Source organism: Roseateles sp. FW301-B2 (assembly GCF_058788955.1).
The window spans coordinates 203744-223422 of record NZ_JBYTBE010000002.1 but is presented as its reverse complement, the minus strand read 5'-3'; the positions used below and the strand labels follow the sequence as shown (position 1 = coordinate 223422).

At 67.4% G+C, this 19679-nt stretch carries 16 protein-coding genes; 13 read left to right on the top strand and 3 right to left on the bottom strand.

Annotated features, from left to right (window positions below):
• Nucleotides 1-16: 16 nt before the first annotated feature.
• Together AC3WQY_RS03110 and AC3WQY_RS03105 are read left to right on the top strand one after the other, a co-directional pair.
• Nucleotides 17-1690 carry a GspE/PulE family protein gene (locus AC3WQY_RS03110; RefSeq protein ID WP_492705699.1) on the top strand — a complete coding sequence of 558 codons (1674 nt, stop codon included), beginning with the start codon at nucleotides 17-19 and terminating at the stop codon, nucleotides 1688-1690.
• 10 nt (nucleotides 1691-1700) lie between these two features.
• Nucleotides 1701-2912, top strand: coding sequence for a type II secretion system F family protein (locus tag AC3WQY_RS03105; protein ID WP_492705697.1), 1212 nt, complete (start codon nucleotides 1701-1703; stop codon nucleotides 2910-2912).
• Here AC3WQY_RS03105 and AC3WQY_RS03100 read toward each other — a convergent pair.
• Genes AC3WQY_RS03100 through AC3WQY_RS03090 form a run of 3 tightly spaced genes read right to left on the bottom strand, consistent with a single transcriptional unit; the run spans nucleotide 2868 to nucleotide 6021 of the window.
• The gene (locus AC3WQY_RS03100; protein ID WP_492705695.1) at nucleotides 2868-4436 is read right to left on the bottom strand and encodes a sulfatase-like hydrolase/transferase; all 1569 of its coding nucleotides are present in this window, start codon (nucleotides 4434-4436) and stop codon (nucleotides 2868-2870) included. The two genes, AC3WQY_RS03105 and AC3WQY_RS03100, sit on opposite strands and share 45 nt — an antisense overlap.
• Nucleotides 4436-5818, bottom strand: coding sequence for a class I SAM-dependent methyltransferase (locus AC3WQY_RS03095; protein WP_492705693.1), 1383 nt, complete (start codon nucleotides 5816-5818; stop codon nucleotides 4436-4438). The genes AC3WQY_RS03100 and AC3WQY_RS03095 overlap by 1 nt, the downstream gene beginning before the upstream one ends.
• Nucleotides 5818-6021: a hypothetical protein gene (locus AC3WQY_RS03090; RefSeq protein ID WP_285231050.1), complete on the bottom strand. Its 204-nt coding sequence runs from the start codon at nucleotides 6019-6021 to the stop codon at nucleotides 5818-5820. Before AC3WQY_RS03090 ends, AC3WQY_RS03095 begins: the two co-directional genes overlap by 1 nt.
• Before the next feature lie 192 nt (nucleotides 6022-6213).
• Between AC3WQY_RS03090 and AC3WQY_RS03085 the strand changes: the two genes are divergently transcribed.
• The 11 genes from AC3WQY_RS03085 to AC3WQY_RS03035 all read left to right on the top strand — a co-directional run bounded on the left by AC3WQY_RS03085 (nucleotide 6214) and on the right by AC3WQY_RS03035 (nucleotide 19661).
• On the top strand, nucleotides 6214-7653 hold the full coding sequence (locus AC3WQY_RS03085) for a flippase (RefSeq protein WP_492705691.1): 1440 nt from the start codon (nucleotides 6214-6216) through the stop codon (nucleotides 7651-7653).
• 11 nt (nucleotides 7654-7664) lie between these two features.
• A complete protein-coding gene (locus tag AC3WQY_RS03080) occupies nucleotides 7665-8588 on the top strand; it encodes a glycosyltransferase family 2 protein (RefSeq protein ID WP_492705689.1) in 924 nt (307 codons plus the stop codon).
• Between the two features lie 3 nt (nucleotides 8589-8591).
• Complete coding sequence (locus AC3WQY_RS03075; RefSeq protein ID WP_492705687.1) at nucleotides 8592-10004, top strand: hypothetical protein; 1413 nt, start codon at nucleotides 8592-8594, stop codon at nucleotides 10002-10004.
• A 68-nt stretch (nucleotides 10005-10072) separates the two neighbouring features.
• Nucleotides 10073-11308, top strand: coding sequence for a hypothetical protein (locus AC3WQY_RS03070; RefSeq protein WP_492705685.1), 1236 nt, complete (start codon nucleotides 10073-10075; stop codon nucleotides 11306-11308).
• Nucleotides 11309-11441: 133 nt separating this feature from the next.
• A complete protein-coding gene (locus AC3WQY_RS03065; protein ID WP_492705683.1) occupies nucleotides 11442-12260 on the top strand; it encodes a 2OG-Fe(II) oxygenase in 819 nt (272 codons plus the stop codon).
• Entirely contained in the window at nucleotides 12257-13318 is a 1062-nt protein-coding gene (locus AC3WQY_RS03060; RefSeq protein WP_492705681.1) for a glycosyltransferase, read from the top strand. The genes AC3WQY_RS03065 and AC3WQY_RS03060 overlap by 4 nt, the downstream gene beginning before the upstream one ends.
• Nucleotides 13315-14541, top strand: a complete 1227-nt coding sequence (locus AC3WQY_RS03055; protein WP_492705679.1) for a glycosyltransferase family 4 protein — start codon at nucleotides 13315-13317, stop codon at nucleotides 14539-14541. The genes AC3WQY_RS03060 and AC3WQY_RS03055 overlap by 4 nt, the downstream gene beginning before the upstream one ends.
• Nucleotides 14538-15431, top strand: coding sequence for a dTDP-4-dehydrorhamnose reductase family protein (locus AC3WQY_RS03050; RefSeq protein ID WP_492705677.1), 894 nt, complete (start codon nucleotides 14538-14540; stop codon nucleotides 15429-15431). Before AC3WQY_RS03055 ends, AC3WQY_RS03050 begins: the two co-directional genes overlap by 4 nt.
• 30 nt (nucleotides 15432-15461) lie before the next feature.
• Entirely contained in the window at nucleotides 15462-16472 is a 1011-nt protein-coding gene (locus AC3WQY_RS03045) for an SDR family NAD(P)-dependent oxidoreductase (protein WP_285231058.1), read from the top strand.
• Complete coding sequence (wecB, locus tag AC3WQY_RS03040; protein WP_492705674.1) at nucleotides 16465-17601, top strand: non-hydrolyzing UDP-N-acetylglucosamine 2-epimerase; 1137 nt, start codon at nucleotides 16465-16467, stop codon at nucleotides 17599-17601. Before AC3WQY_RS03045 ends, wecB begins: the two co-directional genes overlap by 8 nt.
• A 110-nt stretch (nucleotides 17602-17711) precedes the next feature.
• On the top strand, nucleotides 17712-19661 hold the full coding sequence (locus AC3WQY_RS03035; RefSeq protein WP_492705672.1) for an SLBB domain-containing protein: 1950 nt from the start codon (nucleotides 17712-17714) through the stop codon (nucleotides 19659-19661).
• Nucleotides 19662-19679: the final 18 nt, after the last annotated feature.

Genomic DNA, 19679 nt, shown 5'->3' with positions numbered 1-19679 from the left:
GAAAGCGTCTTCTGCCATGCTGATCGGAGAACTGCTGCAGGCCAAGGGCCTGGTCAAGACCGCCGAGATCGAGAACGCCCTGCTGGTGCAGGCCAGCAAGGGCGGCAAGCTCGGCGAGGTGCTGGTGCGCCTGGGTGCGGTCTCGACCAGCAGCCTCTACGCCTGCCTGGCCGAGCAACTCGCCTGCCCCCTGCTGGCCCCGGCCGAGTTCGACGAGGCCGCCGCACGCGCCACCATGGAGCGCCTGCGCATGCCGGCCAGCTGGTGGCTGGACCGCCAGGTGCTGCTGGCCGAGACGGAGGCCGGTCTGCAGGTGGCCAGCACCGACCCGCTGGACATTGATGTGCGCGAGGCCCTGGCCGAGGAGCCGCTCGCCGCTGCCCACCATTGGCGCCTGCTGCTGCCCGCCGATGCCGAGGCGCTGGCCCAGCGCCTGCGCCAGCATGCCCAGGGTCAGAGCGGCAGCCTGGACGCGCGCACCCTGCGTGAGCTGGCCGAGGACGCCCCGGTGGTGGCCTTTGTCAACAACACGCTGGCGCAGGCCCTGGAGGCGCGTGCCTCGGACATCCATGTGGAGCCGGGCGAACGCGAATGCACGCTGCGCTTTCGCATCGACGGTGTGCTCCACACCCGCTCGACGATGCCCATGGACCGCTATCCGGCCATCGCCTCGCGCGTCAAGCTGATCGGCGGCCTGGACATCGCCGAGCGCCGCCTGCCGCAGGACGGCCGCATCGGCACGCGCGTGGCGGGGCGCGAGGTGGACATCCGCATCTCCTCCATCCCGGCCGTGCATGGTGAATCGCTGGTGCTGCGCCTGCTGCCCAAGGAACGTGGCGACATCGGCATGCACCGCATCGGCATGGAGCCGGACCATATGGACCAGTTCCAGGACTGGCTGCAATGGCCTAACGGCCTGGTGCTGGTGACGGGCCCCACCGGCTCGGGCAAGAGCACCACGCTTTACAGCGCGCTTTCGCATATCAACGATGGCGTGCGCAAGCTCATCACGGTGGAAGATCCGGTGGAATTGCGCCTGCCCGGGGTGGTGCAGATCCAGACCCAGGCCGACATCGGCTACACCTTTGCGCGCGCGCTGCGCTCCATCCTGCGCCACGATCCGGACGTCATCATGGTGGGCGAGATCCGCGATCGAGAGACCGCCGAGATCGCCATCCAGGCGGCGCTCACCGGCCACCTGGTGCTCGCCACCCTGCATACCAACGATGCGTTGTCGGCGGTGAACCGGCTGGTCGACATGGGCATCGAGCCCTATCTGGTGGCGGCCGCGCTGCGTGCCGTGATGGCGCAGCGTCTGGTGCGGCGCCTGTGCCCCAGCTGCGCCCAGCCGCACAACGATCCGGAACCGCTGGCACAGCGCTGGGCACGCCTGGCGCCGCGCACGCCGGCCGCCGCCAATTTGCCGGCGCAGCCGCAGTGGCTGATGGCCAAGGGTTGCGCGGCCTGCTCGGGCACCGGCTTCCGCGGTCGCGTCGGCATCTATGAGCTGGTGACGGTGACGGCACCGCTGCAACACGAGATCGCGCAGAACGCGCCGATCGAACGCCTGTTGGAGCTGGCCAACCAGGATGGGCGCCGCTCGATGGTGGACGACGGCTTGATCAAGACCTCGCGCGGCCTCAGCACCCTCGACGAAGTGATGCGCGCGGCCAGCGCGCAGGACGAGTAGGCGGCGCCCCATGCAGAGCTTCAAGTACCGCGCCCAGGACGCCTCGGGCCGCGAGGTCAGCGGCCAGCTGGAGGCGGGCAGCGAGGCCGATGCCGCACGCGAACTGCTGCGCCAGGGCCTGCGCCCCTTGCAGCTGCAATCCAGCGCGCCGCCCGCGGCGGCCGCTGTGGCGCTGGGCCGCCAGCGTGCCATCACGGTGGCGGATCGCGTGGTCAGCCTGCGCGAGCTGGGCACGCTGCTGAAGGCCGGCGTGGCGCTGGACGAGGCACTGGAATCGCTGGCCACCGGCCACGCCGCCAGCGGTGTGGGCGCCAGCATGGCGCGCGCCCTGGCCGATGTGCGTGCCGGGCAGAATCTGTTCGACGCGCTGACGGCCAGTGGGCTGGGCCTGCCGGAGCATTTGCTGACCCTGGTGAAGGTGGGCGAGGCGAGCGGCCAATTGGCCGCCGCACTGAGCGACGCGGCCGAACAGCTGGAGCTCTCGCGCCGTACCAGCGCCGAGGTGCGCAGCGCCCTGATCTATCCGACCGTGCTGGTCACCGCCGGCCTGGCCGCGGTGCTGATCATCTTCGTGGGCGTGATCCCGCGCTTTGCGCCGCTGCTGAAGAGCGCGCGCGGCAACGTGCCCGAATTCTCGATGTGGGTGATCGAGACGGCCGTCTTCATGAAGGCCAATCTGCTCTGGCTGGGCCTGGGTGCTGCGGCGCTGCTGATGGGGTTGGTGGTGGCGTTCTCGCGTGCAGCCGTGCGTCAGGGCCTGATGGATCGCCTGGCCATGGCCCCGCTGGTGGGGCCATGGCTGCGCGATGCCGAGGTGGGCCGCTGGGCCACGCTGATGGGCACCATGCTGCGCAACCGCGTGCCCTTGCTGGAGGCGCTGCGCCTGTCCATGGGTGCCGCCGGCCTGCGCGATTTCCGCCTGCTGGTGTCTTCTGCGGCGCGCGAGCTGGAGCATGGCCGCAGCCTGTACGAGTGCCTGCGTCACTCGCCCTGGATACCTCCGGCCCGGCTGAATCTGATCAAGGTGGGCGAGCGCTCCGGCACGCTGGACGCCATGCTCAGCTCGCTGGGCAGCATGCAGACCGATACGGCGCGTGAGCGTCAGAAGCAGGCGATGGCCTTGATCGAGCCGGTGGCCATCCTGGTGATCGGTGCGGTGATCGGCGTGCTGATGGTCTCAGTGATGATGGCCATCACCAGCATGAACAGCGGCGCCGTGTAAGTCGTCAAAGGGCTGGGTCTCGCTCGGACCCAGGCGTGCCGCACGCGCCTGCATGAAGGCGGCGATCTCGGCCGGGGAGTTCAAGCGACGCTGCGCCAGGGCCGGCACCAGCTCGCGCAGCGAGGTGGTGCTGACCGGGCCATCGAACTGCAAGCCCTTGCCCGCGGCCTGGCTAAACCAGACCATGAAGGGCACATGCTGGTCGCCCGCGCTCTTGCCGGCGCTGCCGCTGCCCGGGCCGCGCTGGCGTTCGTAGATGCCGGCCCAGAGCTCCTTCTCGCGCAGCCAATGGTCCGAGGTCAGCACCATGGCCACGTCGCCCTGGGCGGCCTGCAGCGCGTCGCGCAGCTCGCTGACCACGGTCTGCAGCAGATCCAGATTGGCCTGGTAGTCGAGCGCCAGGCTTTGCGCGCGGCCGCCCGCCAGCGCGATGGGCGGATGCGGCACGTTCAGATGCAGCCACACGACCTGGTTGCCCGGGTCGGCGAGGGTCTGGCGAGCCTGCGCGCGCAGCGCCGCCAGCGTGGCGCTCCACTGGCGCAGAAAGTCGGAATAGGGGTAGTCGAATTCCTGGCCGCGCTTGACGCTGCGCGTCAGGGCCGCCCACCAGCCGGGGAAGAACTGCACCGGCTCGGCATGGCAGCGCCGCGCGCCGCGCGCGATGGCGCAGTAGTCGTGATAGAAGCCCACCACGCCATAGCCGATGCCGGCCTCGTCCAGGTCGTTGAACAGGCCGGCATGAGCCTGGTCGAAGCGTTCGCCGCTGCGGTTTTCCAGATAGCCCGCGCCGCCGCTGTCCAGTGCGCCGAAGCGCCGGCCCTGCAGCATGCCGGGAATGGATACCAGGGTGTTGGGCCCCGCCGGCATGGCCCGTGTGGCCACAAAGCCCTGTGCCTGCATCTCGCGCAGCGGGCTGCGATCGAACAGGCCCGCGCGTTGCGAAATCTCCAGATCCCATTCGTCCAGCACCAGTACCAGTGTGCGGCGCAGGGTGGGCTGCAGGGTGGCGGGGGCAGGTCTTGCCTCGACAGATTTCACCAGGCTTAGCAGGTAGCCGGGCATGCCGGGTTGCAGCGCAAACATCGAGAGCATCGCCACGGCGGCGGCCGATGCCAGGCGCCATTGCGCTTCCAGTTGCAGGCGCCAGACCGCCAGCGCGGCGCCCAGCACGCAGGCCGTCAGCAGGGCCAGCTTGAGCATGCCGCTGAGCGCGAGGCCGGCGGCGAGCGAGCGGCGAAAGATCTGGAACAGCGCCACGAAGAGCAGGGCCAGCAGGAGGCCTCGGGCCGCGCCAGCCAGCCAGCGCGGACGCCGCGGCTGGTCCAGCACCGCGCCCAGCAGGGCCAAGCCGGCCAGCAGCGCAGCCAGGGCCCAGGCCTCATCGAGGTAGACGCGCGGCGCGAAGGCGAGATAGAGCGAGGAGGTGCTTTGCAGAACGCTCTCGGAGAGCGCGATCGCTGCCAGCGCGGCCAAGCCCAGCAAGGCGTAGCGCAGGCCTTGGCGCAGCGGCGAGGCCTCGCTCATCATCGGCGCGTCAGCAGCAGCAACTCGCGTTGCTCGGAGATGCGGATGCTTTGCGTCACGCTGAACCAGGGCGCTGCCGCGGCCACAAAGGCTTCGCGGCTCCAGCCCTCGTACAGCGCCAGATTCGCCGCGGCGATCTCGATGAAGCGCGGGTCATCGCGCGGCACGAACTCGATCAGCAACTGGCCGCGGCCATCGCGGCAATACCCCGCCACGGTCTCGAAGACCTGCGCCAGCGGCAGTCGCTCGGTGACGGCCAGGTGATGCACCACCGCCAGCATCAGCACCAGATCGAATTGCTGGTGCAGGCGGGCCGGCAGGGCCAGGGTCTCGGCCAGGCGCCAGCCGGTGGCCGGTGTGGGGCGCGCCATATTCGCGTGCAGGCACTGGATGGGCAGGCGCTCGGCTCGGGCCTGGCGGTGCAGGTCTTCCAGCGCGTTGAGGTCGTCGTCCAGGGCCAGCACCTGCGCCCCTTGGGCCACGGCCAGGCGCGAGAACTCGCCGCTGTTGGCGCCTACGTCCAGCACCTGTGCATAGGGGCGCGCGGCCAGGATTTGCGCCACAGCGGCACGCTTGGCCTGCAACTCGGCGTCGCCATAGTGGTCGCGGTTGACGGTGTATTCGCTCCAGGTGCTGGTGCCGCGGCAGGCGGCAGCCAGGCGCTCGACGAAGCCACGCAGGTTCTTCAGCAGCCAGGGGGTGCTGTCGGCGGCGGGCTTGGCCGCGCGGGCGGGGCCTGGCTTGTGCTCGGTGTGCGCAATGCGGCGGCGCTCCAGGCGTGCCGGCAGGCGCACGTGCAGCAGCATGGCCAGATTCCACTGCGCATGCCAGGGCACATAGCTGGCCACCTCGGCGGCCTTCAGGCCGTCGCGATGGGCCAGGAAGATGTCGCGCGGGCTGCGGCCCAGCTCGGCCACCGCCAGCAGCGGCAGCACGAAATGGCGCACGAACTGGCCGTAGGCCTCCCAGCCGGGGGCGTCGTCGTCGCGGCGCTGGCGCAGCGAGAGCAGGTCGCAAAAGCGCGGCTGCGGTCCATCGAACAGCACGTTGTTGGCGGCGGCGTCCTTGAGGGTCCAGCCCTGCGCCCAGGCGCGCGCCTGGATGTCCAGGGTCAGCAGGGCGGCATCGGCCAGCATGCCCGGCGTCCACTCGAAGGGGTAGCTGGGCCAGCGCACGCGCGCATGTTCCAGCAGCAGACCGCCGCCTTCCAGGGCAGGGTGCTCGGTGGCAGGGATCAGCAGGCCGTCACGGCACAGCGAGGCGTAGAGCTCGCTCGCCAGCAGGCTGTACGTTGCCTCGGCAGCCTCGGGGCGTACATGGCGCCATATCCTCGCACCGTCGTCCTCCACATGGCCGGACGGGTCGCGAAAGCTCAGGCTCATCAGGAACGGTCCCGGCCGAAGCGCCGCTTGATGGCGCGCCAGATTTCCTTGGGGTTGCGCAGGTAATAGAGCGCGCCCACCGCTGCGGCGATCAGGCCCTGGATGATCAGGTGCGCCGAGCCGCCGTCGATGTACGCATGGGCGAAGCCGGTGGTCGCCATCAGCATCAGCAGGACCAGCAGGGCGTAACGGAAGAAGGGCATGGGGCGCAACTCGAAGGCGGAACGGGTGACCGGACCGGCTTGGCAGGCAAGGCGATCCAGGGGCCGCATATTACCAGCCGGGCCTGCGCCGACCCGGGGCAGGGCGGCCTCGTACAATCCGCGGCCTTTGCGCATCCAACCTCTTACTCCCCGCTGCACCGGCCCTGGCTGCCGGTGCCTGGCCCCATTGTCTTGAAGCTCGCCCGGCATACCTTTTTCAACCTGCTCGGCCTGGGTGCGCCCCTGCTGTTCGCGCTGGTGTCCATCCCGGTGCTGGTGCGGGTGCTGGGGCCCGAGCGCTTCGGCCTGCTGACGCTGATCTGGGCGGTGACCAGCTATTTCGGCCTGTTCGATCTGGGTCTGGGTCGGGCGCTGACCCAGCAATTGGCGATCACCCTGGACCGCAAGGACGACGGGCAAGTGGGCCCGCTGAGCGCCACGGCGCTCGCCTTGATGGCCGCGCTGGGCCTGGTGGGTGGCGCGCTGATGATGGCCTTGGCACCCTGGGGTGTGGACCTGATCAAGCAGCTGCCCGATCGCCAGGAGGCCATCAACGCCACGTTGGTGATGGGTCTGGCGATGCCCTTCATCGTGCTCACCGCCGGGCTGCGCGGCATGCTGGAGGCTTGCCATGCCTTCGAGGTGCTGAATTACATCCGCCTGCCCATGGGCTTGTGGACCTTCGTCGGACCCTGGCTGGTGGTGCTGTGGCGTGGCCCCGACCTGTTCACCATCACCGTGGCCCTGGCCGCTGGGCGGGTGTTGGCCTGCGCTGTGCACGGCTGGCTGGCCTGGCGCGCGCTGCCGCAGCTGCGTGGCCGCCTGCGCCTGCAGCGCGCCTGGTTGCGCCCCTTGCTGGTATCGGGCGGCTGGCTCACGCTCAGCAATCTGGTGAGCCCCTTCATGGGCTATGTGGACCGCTTCGTGATCGGTGCGAGCGTGTCCGCCGCCGCGGTGGCCTTCTATGCCACGCCGCAGGAAATCGTCACCAAGCTCTGGATCATCCCGGGCGCGCTGACGGCGGTGCTGTTCCCCGCCTTTGCCGCCCAGGTGGCCAAGCAGGATGGCTCGGCCTGGGGCCTGTTCGATCGCGCCGTGGCCACGCTGTTCGTGGTGCTCCTGCCCATCACCGCGGCGCTGGCCCTGTTCGCGCACGAACTGCTGGGCTGGTGGATAGGGCCCGAGTTCGCGCGTCAGAGCGGCCCCATCCTGCAGGTGTTTGCGCTCGGCATCCTGATCAACTGCCTGGCCCATGTGCCGCTCACCTGGCTGCATGGCGCCGGCCACTTCCGTGCGCCGGCCCTGCTGCATTGCGCCGAGCTGCCGCTGTTTGTGCTGGCCCTGTGGCTGCTGAGCGCGCGCTGGGGCTTGATGGGGGCAGCGCTGGCCTGGTTGCTGCGCATGCTGCTGGATTCTGCGGCCCTGTTTGCGCTGGTGTGGCGTGAGCGCGGCGGCGCCGCGGGTGCGGCCGCAAAGCATGGCATGCTCGTGCCGGCCGCGCTGGCGCTACTGGCTTTTGCCGGCCTGGGCCTGGGCAGCGCAGCCTGGCGTGCGGCCTGGCTGCTGATGGTGCTGGCCGCTGCCGCGACAATGGCGGCGTCGCTCTACCGCGCATCACGCCCTTCCCATTGAAGCTCCCGCCGATGAATCCCACGCCGCTCGTCAGCATCGTCACCCCGGTCTACAACCAGGCCGAGTACCTGGCCGCGACCATGCAAAGTGTGCTGGCGCAGGACTATCCGGCGCTGGAATACATCGTCATCGACGATGGTTCCAGCGACGACTCGCTGGCGCTGGCGCAGCGCCTGGCCGACGCGCATCCCGGGCGGGTCACCGTGCTGACGCAGGCCAACGCCGGTCAGGCCGCCACCCTCAACCGCGGCTGGGGTCTGGCGCGCGGCGAGGTCCTGGCCTATCTCAGCTCGGACGACTGCCTCTGCCCGGGCGCCGTCACGGCCATGGTGCAGGCCCTGCAGGCGCGCCCCGCGGCGCCGGTGGTCTATTGCGATTTCTGGCTCATCGATGCGCAGGGCCGGCGCCTGCGCGAGGTGCAGACCGAGGACTTCAGTGCCGAGCGCCTGGCGGTGGACCTGGTCTGCCAGCCGGGCCCCGGCGCCTTCTTCCGCCGCAGCCTGTTCGATCGGACGGGCGGCTGGAACGCGGCGCTGCGTCAGGTGCCCGACTTCGAATTCTGGCTGCGCGCCGTCAACCAGGGCGATTTCGTGCGCGTACCGCAATACCTGGCCGAATACCGCATCCACGAGGGCTCGGCCTCGTTCCGCGTCATGCCCGTGGCGCGGGCCGAGGAGATCATCGGCGTGGTGAGCGGCTTCTGGGACGCACGCGCCCAGCAGCAGGGCCGGGCGCGCTCGATGGCCAAGGCGCTCAGCATCGCGGCCAAGAACCATGCGCAGTCCGGCCGTGTGTTCCCGGCGCTGCGGCGTTTTGCGCAGGCACTGGGCCAGCGCCCGGCGCTGGCGCTCGAGCTCGCCATGTGGCGGCAGTTGCTGGTGGGTTTTCTGCGCCGCTCCTGGTACCAGGCCAAGAGCTGGCGGAAGGCGGCTTGAGTCATGAAGGGTAAATTCTTCTGGCTGGGGCTGCTGCCTACCATGCTGCTTTTGGCTTGGCAGGCAGACCAGGCGGTGCAGCATGGTGGCCTGTACTGGCCCTTCACCTTCCTCAACATCGCGCTGCTGGTGGTGATGCGTGTGGCACCGGTGTCGTGGTTCTACAGTTTCCTGGCCGGCTTTTATGTGCTGGGCTGCTGGTTCAAGGTGATGGTGCATCACATCGCCGACTATCCGTATGTGGAGCCCGCTGGCAACTTCAGCGGTTCCGGCGCCGAGTGGCAGGAGTACTACCTGTTTGCCGGCGCCATGGGTGCTGCGATCTTGCTCGCCCGGCTGTTGACCGTTCCCTTTGCGTCGTCCAAACCGGTGGCCGAGGCGGACTTTCACTACCGGGCAGGTCCGGTCGGGACCGGCGAGTGGTTAGGGTTGATAGGCGCGGCGCTCGTGTTCTACATCATCAACAACCTGTTCGCCTTTTTCGTTACGGGCGTGAACACCAAGCTGAGTCTGCCCTTCGGGCTCAATGCGCCGCTGGCCTTCATGGCCCTGGTGGGCGTGGCGGTGGTGCTGGCGGCCTATGTAGCGCGCGACGTGCAGGCGAAAGGTTATCTTCGCCCGGGCGTGGCGTTGGCGGTGCTGGTCGTGACCGCGACTGCGTCTGTCTCCATGGCCAGTCGTGCCGCCATCGTCATGCAGGCGGTGCCCGTGCTGATGGGCGCCTATTACCTGCAGTCGCGCTGGCAACGCGTCAAGCTCAGCAAGGCGCCGGTGCTCTTGTTTGCGATCTTTGTGCTGGTGGTGCTGGTGGCGGTGTCGATTTATCGCGTCCGCGTTTTTTCGGGCGCCGGCGCCGGCGATACCGAGATGATGTCCTTCTTCCTGCTTGAAAGCGCGCTGCTGGTGGTGGATCGGTGGGTTGGTGCCGAGGCCATCATGGTGGCGGTCTCCGAGCCCACACGCTCGCTCGAAATGTTCTGGCGTCTGATGGGGGAGAGTCCGGCGATTGGCGCGGATTCAATCTATCAGCTGCTGTCCGGGGGCAAATACGAGTTGCTCAATGGTCTGACCTTTCTCACCTTGCCTGGCTACTTCGGCGTGATCGGCTTGCAGGGGCAGGTGCTGGCGATTTTTGGCTTGGTGATGCTGATGATGTTCTTGGGCTTGGCCTACGAGCGCCTGATGAATTGGCTTCTGCGCGGGCAGGTGGTGCCTGTCGCGCTGATTTGCGCGTCCATAGCTAACGCCCTGACGCAGCTGAGCTTCCCCATGCTGTTGCCACCCTTCCTGTTTCAAATGACGGCGCTGGCGGCATTGCTCGGTGTTTACATGCGGCGCAGCATGGGGCTTCAGCGAACTCAGCGCCCGCGTCATGGTCCGAACGACTACCGGGCTACGCACCGTGCTCCCGCGTAACTAGCACTTGCATTACATTCCCTGGGCCGGCGTCAGATCGGTGTACAGGGAGTGGAATAGAAGTGTTAGTGACGGATACGCCGTTACAAGCGCGCTGCGGCCGTGTTGCTGCGCGGCACTCGGTGCTGCCGCTTGTGATTTTGCTGATGACAGTTGGACCTGCCATCCCTGTGGGTGCAATTGGCTCTTCTGCCGGGCCTCATGTGCTGGGGCTGCTATTGCTGGGGGCGTGGCTACTTGCAGATGGGCGAGGGCCGGGGCACCTTTTGTGGGTATTCGCGTTTTCGGTCGGGCTACTAACGCTTCATAGCGTGATCGCCGCCGTTTTTTCACCTTGCCGCGATCTGCTGGCCAAGTCCGTCCTAAGCTTGCTGATGTTGTGTGCCGTGTTGTTCGCATGCACACAGGTGGCCTCGGCGGACAGGCTTGAACGCCTTGGCCGGATGCTGGTCGGCGTGGCAGTGTTTGTGACTGCATCGGTGGTGCTGGACAAGATTTATCTCCTGCTATCAGGAGCGTCGGACTTGATTCGTCCCAGTGGCATCTTTCTTGAGCCCAGTCATTTGGCGCTGGCCATTGCGCCCGTACTCGCTGCATTGATCGCTGCGCGCTCCCCCTGGGAGCGCCTGCTCGGGTGGATCTGCGCATTGCTAGTCTTTTTGCTCTCGGGGTCGGCGACCTTGTTTGTCGTGCTCGCTGCCTGCCTGGTTGCGACGTTGGCCAGCGGCCGCGTTGGTGTGGGGCGTCTGTTGGTGCGGATGGGCTTTGGCACGCTCGCTCTGCTGAGCCTGATCTGGCTGTCCCCGTTTCGGGATGCCTTTGTTGAACGCGTAGCCGGCGTGGCGAACTTTGGGGCGGACTCCAACTTGTCTAGCGTGGTTTACGTCCACGGCTGGCAACTCGCTCAGGCAAATGCTGAGGCGACGCTGGGCCTGGGGCTAGGCGTGAACAGGATGGGCTGTGAACCTCGACCGGTGACGTCCGCGGGCGAAATCCTCGACTACTTCGACCTGGGTGACGGCAATTACAACGACGGATCTTTCACATTCGCCAAGGCGCTGAGCGAGTTCGGCCTCTTGGCCCTGGCGCTGTGGGCGTTCATGTTCGTGCGGCTGTGGAAGGCCGTGCGACGCAGCCAGGCTAGCGAAGGTGAGCGCTTTCATCAGCATCGCGCGTACTTGATTTCAGCAGCCCTGGTCGCGGTGTTTGGCTCACTGGTGCGCGGCACGGGTTATTTTGCGGGAACGTTCTTGCTGGGTGTGATCGCCCTCATGATGTTGGCTCGCGAGGACATCTGGCGCTGAACTCCTGCAAAGCAGTGGGAAAATGCGCGACCCGCCCTGTTGGGGCGAAGCCTGTTCCGGCAACGCTTACAACATCGAAACCCAGCACCACAACATGATGAGGCCCGCCAGCCATGCCCAAGCAGGAAGCCAAGTGAAGGAAGAGATCGTCCAACTGATCGTCGCGCGCCTGACGCGCGATGCCGAACCACTGGCCGCGGCCTTCGAGGCGTCGCGCAGCGAGGTGGGCGTGCGCTACTGCTGCGTCGACGATCTGTTGCCCGAGGAACTGGCCCGCCGCATTCATGAGCGCTTTCCCAAGCCCGAGGCGATGCGCCTGATGGACAGCTTCCGCGAGAAGAAATACACCAGCAAGAGCTTCGATAAGTTCGACCCGCTGCTGGCCGACATCACCTTTGCGGTGCAGGATCCGCGCGTGCTGGCGGTGGTGGAGCGCATCACCGGCATCCAGCAGCAGATCCCCGATGCCAGCCTCTACGCCGGCGGCTTGAGCGCGATGACGCAGGGTCACTTCCTCGGGCCCCATATCGACAACTCGCACGAAGCGTCGCGCCAGTACTACCGCACGCTCAATCTGCTGTACTACGTGTCGCCCGACTGGTCGCTGGAGAACGGCGGCAATCTGGAACTGTGGGACCGCCAGGTGCGCCAGCGCGCCACCATCGTCAGCAAGTTCAATCGCCTGGCGTTGATGGAGACCACGCCGACGTCCTGGCATTCGGTCAGCCAGGTCGCGGTGGACCGCACGCGCTGCTGCGTGTCCAACTACTACTTCTCGCCGCGTTCGCCCACCGGCAGCGACTATTTCAACGTCACCTCCTTCAGCGCCTGGCCGAACCAGCCGGTGCGCCGCGCGCTGGCGCGCCTGGACAACGGCCTGCGCCAGGCGGTGCGCTGGCTGGCACCGCAGGGCCTGGGCAAGAAGGACGTCTACGAAGGACCCAAGCAGTGAATTTCGACAGCGCCCGCGGGCGCTTGCTGCTGTATGCGCCGAATGTGCATACGGGTGGCGGTTTCGTGCTTCTGAAGAGCCTGCTGCAGGCCTGGCCGGCCGAGCGTCGCCTGGTGGCCTGGCTGGACGAACGTGCCCGTGCGCAGCTGCCGCTGCCCGAGGGCGCGCAGGTTCACTGGGTGCGGGCCGCGCCGGCCTCGCGCCTGGGTGCCGAGTTTGCGCTCGCGCGCGCGGGCCAGCCGGGCGATCGCGTGCTGTGTTTCCACGGCCTGCCGCCGCTGTTGCGCAACCGCGCCTCGGTGCAGGTGTTCCAGCAGAACCGCAATTACCTCGGCCAGGTGCCTCTTTCGGCCTTTGCCTGGCGCACCCGCCAGCGCCTGCGCTTCGAACAGGCAGTGAGCCGCTGGCGCCGCCACCTGGTGGATGCCTACTGGGTGCAGACCGAGTCGATGGCGCGGGCTTTGCAGGACTGGTGGGGCGAGGGCCAGGCGGCACCGGTGCGCGTGCTGCCCTTTGTGCCGACATTCGCACCCGCACTGCCTGAGCCAGCACGGGGCGCGCTGCAGCCCTGGGACTTCGTCTATGTCGCCGATGGCGAGGCGCACAAGAACCACCGGCGCCTGGTGGAGGCCTGGGTGCTGCTGGCGCAGCAGGGCTTCAAGCCCAGCCTGGCGTTGACGTTGTCGGCGCGCGATGGCGCGCTGAATGCATGGCTGGACCAGCAGGTGGCCACGCATGGCCTGGCCATCCGCAATCTGGGCCAGATGGACCACCAGGCCGTGCTGGCGCTCTATGGCCAGGCACGCGCGCTGGTGTTCCCCTCCCTGGGCGAGTCCTTCGGCCTGCCGTTGATCGAGGCCAAGGCCATGGGCCTGCCCATCCTGGCCGCCGAGCTTGATTTTGTGCGCGATGTCTGTGAGCCCGCCCAGACCTTCGACCCGCACTCGGCCGTGTCGATCGCGCGCGCGCTGCGACGCTTCCTGCAGCAGGCCGAAGCGCCGCGAACGCCGGCCACGGCCAGCGAGTTCCTTGCACGGCTGATGGACGGGGCCGCATGAAGGTGCTGCTGCTGAGCCAGCACTTCTGGCCCGAGTCCTTCCGCATCAACGAGGTGGCCCAGTCCCTGGTGGAGCAGGGTTGCGAGGTGACGGTGCTGACCGGCAAGCCCAATTACCCCGAGGGTCAGGTCTTTTCCGGCTACCGGGTGGGCGGGGTGCAGCGTGAGCGCCACGAGGGCTACGAGATCGTGCGTGTGCCCCTGCTGCCACGCGGCCAGGGTGGGGCGCGCAAGCTGGTGCTCAACTACCTGTCCTTTCTCTGCTGCGCCAGCGTGTTGGGGCCCTGGGCCCTGCGCGGTCAGCGCTTCGATGTGATCTTCGTCTACGGCACCTCGCCGATTCTGCAGGCGATTGCGGCCATCGTGCTGAAGTGGATCAAGCGGGCCGCGCTGGTGACCTGGGTGCAGGATCTGTGGCCCGACAGCCTGCAGATCACCGGCTTTGTGAAGAACCCGCGCCTGCTGGCCGCGGTGGCCGTGGTGGTGCGCTGGATCTACCGGCGCAACGATCTGCTGCTGGTGCAGTCCGAGGCGTTCGTGGCCCCGGTGCAGCGCATGGCCGGCGGCACGCCGGTGGCGGTGCACCACAACCCGGGCGACCGCGCGCTCAGCGCCAGCGGCAGCGCCGCGCTGAGCTTCAAGCCGGGCCTTTTTCACATCGTGTTCGCCGGCAATCTGGGCACGGTGCAGGCGCTGGAGACGGTGCTCGATGCGGCCGAGCTGCTGGGGCCGAACAGCGGCATCCACTGGCACATCATCGGCAGCGGTGCCCGTGGTGCCTGGCTGGCCGAGCAGGTCCGGGCCCGTGGCCTCGGCCAGGTGACGCTGCCGGGTCGCTTCGAGCCGGCGCAGATGCCCGCCATCTTTGCCCAGGCCGATGCCTTGCTGGTGAGCCTGATCGGGGGCGAAGCGATGAGCCAGACCATTCCGAGCAAAATACAGGCCTATTTGGCGGCCGGCCGGCCGCTGTTGGCCTCAATGGACGGGGAGGGCGCGCGGGTCGTGAACGAGGCGGGTGCGGGCCTCAGCAGTCCGGCGCAGGACGCAGCGGCACTGGCCGTGGCGGCGCGCCGCCTGCAGGCGATGAGCCCGGCCGAGCGCGCCGCCATGGGCCGGGCGGGCCAGCGCTACTTTGACGAATATTTTGAGCCGGCGAGGCTGGCGCGGGCCCTGCGTGCACAGTTCGAGCGCGCAAGAGCCGGGCATGAAAGAAGCAGTGAATGACAAGCAATGATGTGAACAAGCCCTCGGGCAAACGCCGCCTGCTGGTGCTGGGCGCCAGCGGCATGCTGGGCAATGCGGTGCTGCGCTGGTTCGAGCAGGACCAGAGCTTTGAGGTGTTCGGCTCGGTGCGCAGCCTGGGCAGCGTGAAGGGCCTGCAGGCCAAGGCGCCGGCCGCGCGGTTTGTGCCGGGCGTGGACGTCGAGAGCCTGGACAGCCTGACGCGGCTGTTCGCCCAGGTGCGGCCGGACCTGGTGGTGAACTGCATCGGCGTGGTCAAGCAGCTGGCCGAGGCGGATGACCCGCTCACCGCCATTCCCATCAATGCGCTGCTGCCGCATCGGCTGGCGCGCTTGTGCCAGGTGGCCGGCGCACGCCTCATCCATGTGAGCACCGACTGCGTGTTCTCGGGTGCGCGCGGCGGCTATGTGGAGAGCGACGCCTCGGATGCCTACGACCTCTATGGCCGCAGCAAGCTGATGGGCGAGGTGGACTACGAGAACGCCATCACCCTGCGCACCTCCATCATCGGTCATGAGCTGGCCAGCGCCCATGGCCTGGTGGGCTGGTTCCTGGCGCAGCAGGGGCCGGTGCGCGGCTTTACCAAGGCGGTCTTTTCCGGCCTGCCCACGGTGGAGCTGGCACGCGTGATCCAGCAGCATGTGATCCCGCACCCCGAGCTGCGCGGTACCTATCACGTCTCGGTGGCGCCCATCAACAAGTACGAGCTGCTCAAGCTGGTGGCCGCCGCCTATGGCCGCAGCAATGAGATCGCACCCGACGACAAGCTCGTGATCGACCGCTCGCTCAATTCCGAACGCTTCCGCGCCGTCACCGGCTACGTGCCGCCGAGCTGGCCGGAGCTGGTGCAGCGCATGCGCGACTTCGCTTAAGCCTTTCTAAGATTTCGAGAGTTCCATTCCATGTTCAAAGACAAAGTCCTGCTCATCACCGGTGGCACCGGCAGTTTCGGCAACGCGGTGCTGCAGCGCTTCCTGAAGTCCGACTTCGCCGAGATCCGCATCTTCAGCCGCGACGAGAAGAAGCAGGAGGACATGCGCATTGCGCTGAAGAGCGACAAGGTGAAGTTCTACATCGGCGATGTGCGCGACTACGACAGCGTGCACGACGCGCTCAATGGCGTGGACTATGTGTTCCATGCCGCCGCGCTCAAGCAGGTGCCGTCCTGCGAGTTCTACCCGATGGAAGCGGTGAAGACGAATGTGATCGGCGCCGAGAACGTCATGCGTGCGGCCATCGCGCAAGGCGTCAGCCGTGTGGTGGTGCTGTCCACCGACAAGGCGGTCTACCCCATCAACGCCATGGGCATGTCCAAGGCCATGATGGAAAAGGTGATGGTGGCCAAGTCGCGCCTTTGTGACCCCAGCAAGACCGTGCTCTCGGCCACGCGCTATGGCAATGTGATGGCCTCGCGCGGCTCGGTGATCCCGCTGTTCCTGCAGCAGCTGCAGGACGGCAAGGCGCTCACCATCACCGACCCGGCGATGACGCGCTTCCTGATGTCGCTGGAAGAATCGGTGGACCTGGTGCTGTACGCCTTCGAGCATGCGCGCCCGGGCGACATCTTTGTGCAGAAGGCGCCGGCCTCCACGGTGGGCGATCTGGCCGAGGCGATGCGCCAGCTGCTCAAGCTGGAGAACGAGATCAAGATCATCGGCACGCGGCATGGCGAGAAGCTGTACGAGTCGCTGGTCTCGCGCGAGGAGATGGCGCGCTCGGAGGACCTGGGCGGCTATTACCGCATCCCGGCCGACTCGCGCGACCTCAACTACGCCAAGTACTTTGTGGAGGGCGAGACGGCCATCTCCAGCATCGACGACTACACCTCGCACAACACCAAGCGCCTGACGGTGGACGAGGTCAAGCAGGTGCTGCTGCAGCTGGACCTCATCAAGGAGGCCCTGCATGCTTAAGGTCATGACCGTGGTCGGCACGCGGCCCGAGATCATCCGGCTCTCGCGCGTGATGGCGCAGCTGGACCGGCATTGCGAGCATGTGCTGGTGCATACGGGCCAGAACTACGACTACGAGCTCAACGAGGTGTTCTTCAGCGATCTGGGCATCCGCAAGCCCGATCACTTCCTGGAGGCCGCCGGCGCCACCGCCGCCGAGACGATTGCCCAGGTGATCATGAATGTGGACAAGGTGCTGGAGCAGACGCAGCCGGATGCCTTGCTGATCCTGGGCGACACCAACAGCTGCCTGGCCGCGATTGCCGCCAAGCGCCGCAAGGTGCCGATCTTCCATATGGAGGCGGGCAACCGCTGCTTCGATTTCCGCGTGCCCGAGGAGATCAACCGCCGCATCGTTGATCACACCTCGGACATCAACCTCACCTACAGCCAGATCGCGCGCGACTACCTGCTGCGCGAGAACCTGCCGCCCGACCAGGTGATCTGCACCGGCAGCCCGATGCGCGAGGTGATCGAGCATTACCGCCCCGGCATCGAGGCCTCGGACGTGCTGGCGCGCCAGGGCCTGACGGCCGGCAAGTACTTCGTCGTCAGCTCGCACCGCGAGGAAAACGTCGACTCGCCCGAGAACCTGCAGCGCCTGCTGCAGATCATGAACACCCTGGCCGAGCGTTACCAGGAGCCGGTGATCGTCTCCACCCACCCGCGCACGCGCAAGCGCCTGGAGACGCTGCTGGCCCAGCAGCCCATGCATGCGCTGGTGAACTTCATGAAGCCCTTCGGCTTCCTGGACTACATCAAGCTGCAGAGCGGCGCGCGCGCCGTGCTCTCTGACAGCGGCACCATCACCGAGGAATCGTCCATCCTCAACTTCCCGGCCCTGAACCTGCGCGAGGTGCACGAGCGGCCCGAAGGTTTTGAAGAGGCGGCGGTGATGATGGTGGGCCTGGACGTGGCGCGCGTGCTCGATGGCCTGGCCATCCTGGCGACCCAGCCGCGCGGCGACGAACGCCTGCTGCGCCTGGTGAATGACTACGCGCCCGCCAATGTCTCCGACAAGGTGCTGCGCATCATCGTCAGCTACACCGGTTTCGTGAACCGCAAGGTCTGGCGCAAGCCCGGCGCCTGAGCTCAGGGTTATCGACCTTGCCGGCCGCTAGAATCGCGCCCAGTTTTCCGCCGAGCCTGGCTCGGCCCTGCCTATCCGCACCGGCGGCTGGCCTACGACGCTTTGTGCCCATGACCTCACCACTTCGCAGTGCCTTTGCCTTCACCGCCCGTCGCTGGACGGGTTTGCTGTCAATGCTCCTGCTGGCGGCCGTGCTGCAGGAGCCCGCGCTGGCGCAGGCCATCCCGGGCATCTCCAACGACCAGCTGCCCACCTCGGGCGGACCGGTGCGGTTGAGCCAGCCGCTCTCGCAGAAGAAGAATGGCGAGAAGGACCGCAGTGGCAAGGACGGCAGCCGCAGCGATCGCCGTGATGCCGATCAGGACTGGGTCAAGCCCGTCTACAAGCCCAGCGAGTTCGAGCTCTTTGTGCGCCAGCTGGCTGGCATCACCAAGGTGCAGGGCGAGCGTCTGGACGACGAAGGGCGCGATGCCTTGCGTCGTTTCGGTGCCGACCTGGTGACCGGCCGCAACTTTGACACCGAGGCCGCCACCGAAGGCGCCAGCCTGGTGCCCGACGACTATCTGCTCGGCCCGGGCGACGAGGTGATGATCAATCTCTGGGGCTCGGTGGAAGCCAATCTGCGCCTGGAAATCGATCGCAGCGGCCGCATCGCGATCCCGCGCGTGGGCATGGTCTCGCTCACAGGCGTGCGCTACGCCGACCTGCGCCAGGTGATCTCGCAACGCGTGGCGGCCCAGTTCCGCAATTTCGACCTGTCGGTGGCCCTGGGCCAGGTGCGCGCCGTGCGCATCTATGTGACCGGTTTCGTGCAAAAGCCCGGCGCGCTCTCGGTGAGCGGGCTTTCCACCGTGCTGCATGCCCTGATGGCCGCCGGCGGCCCCACCGGCGTGGGCAGCTACCGCAGCATCCAGCTGCGCCGCGGCGGCCAGCTGGTGAGCAATTTCGACCTCTATGACCTGCTGCTGCGCGGCGACCGCAGCGGTGACCGCGTGCTGCGCAACGACGACGTGGTGCATGTAGCCGCGGTGGGCGCACAGATCGGCGTGATCGGCAGCGTCAACAAGCCGGCCGTGTTCGAGCTCAAGGGCAACGAGACGATTGCGGATGCGCTGGCGATGGCCGGCGGGCTGTCGGCCGTGGCGAACCGCAACACGGCGGTGGTGCACAGGCTTGACGAGCGCGTGGGCCAGGCCCTGCGCGACGTGGATCTGAAGAAGGACCTGAGCCAGCCCATCGGCAATGGCGATGTGCTGCGGGTGGCGAGCGTGGCCGACATGGCGCGCCCGGCGCTGCGCCAGAGCAAGCGCGTGCGCGTGGAAGGCGAGGTGCAGCGCCCCGGCGATTACCTGCTGCCCGCTGGCAGTTCGCTGCGCGACGCGCTCAACGCTGCGGGCGGCCTGACCCCGGAGGCCTTCCTGTACGGCGCCGAGTTCACGCGCGAAACGGTGCGCGTCTCGCAGATTGAAAACTACGACCGTGCCTTGCGTGATCTGGAAGCGGAGCTGACGCGCGCCTCCGTGACGCAGAAGGAAAAGGTCGTGCCGCCAAGCGACAGCACGGTGGCCCGCGGCACCGAGCAATCGCGCCTGCTGGATCGCCTGCGCTCGGTGCAGCCGACCGGCCGGGTGGTATTGCAGTTCGGCCCCGCCGACGCGCAGTTGCCCGAACTTTCGATCGAGGATGGCGACCGCCTCTACGTGCCCGCCAAACCCTCGGCGGTCAACGTCTACGGCAGCGTGTTCAACAGCGGCAGCTATCTGTTCACCGCCGGCCGCTCGCTCGAGCAGTACCTGGGCATGGCCGGTGGTGCTACGCGCAGTGCCGACAAGGGCAGCGTCTTCGTGGTGCGCGCCAACGGCAGCGTGGTGAGCAATCTGGCGCGCGCCGGCTGGAACTTCGGTGGCGGCCGGGTCGAGGCCCTGCAGGCCTTGCCGGGCGACACCATCTTCGTGCCCGAGGACATGTTCCGCGTTGGTGACAGACAGGATCTGAAGGACTGGTCGCAGATCCTTTATCAATTCGGCTTGGGTGCGCTGGCACTCAAGAACCTGAAGTGAGCCCCGAACACGCGAGTG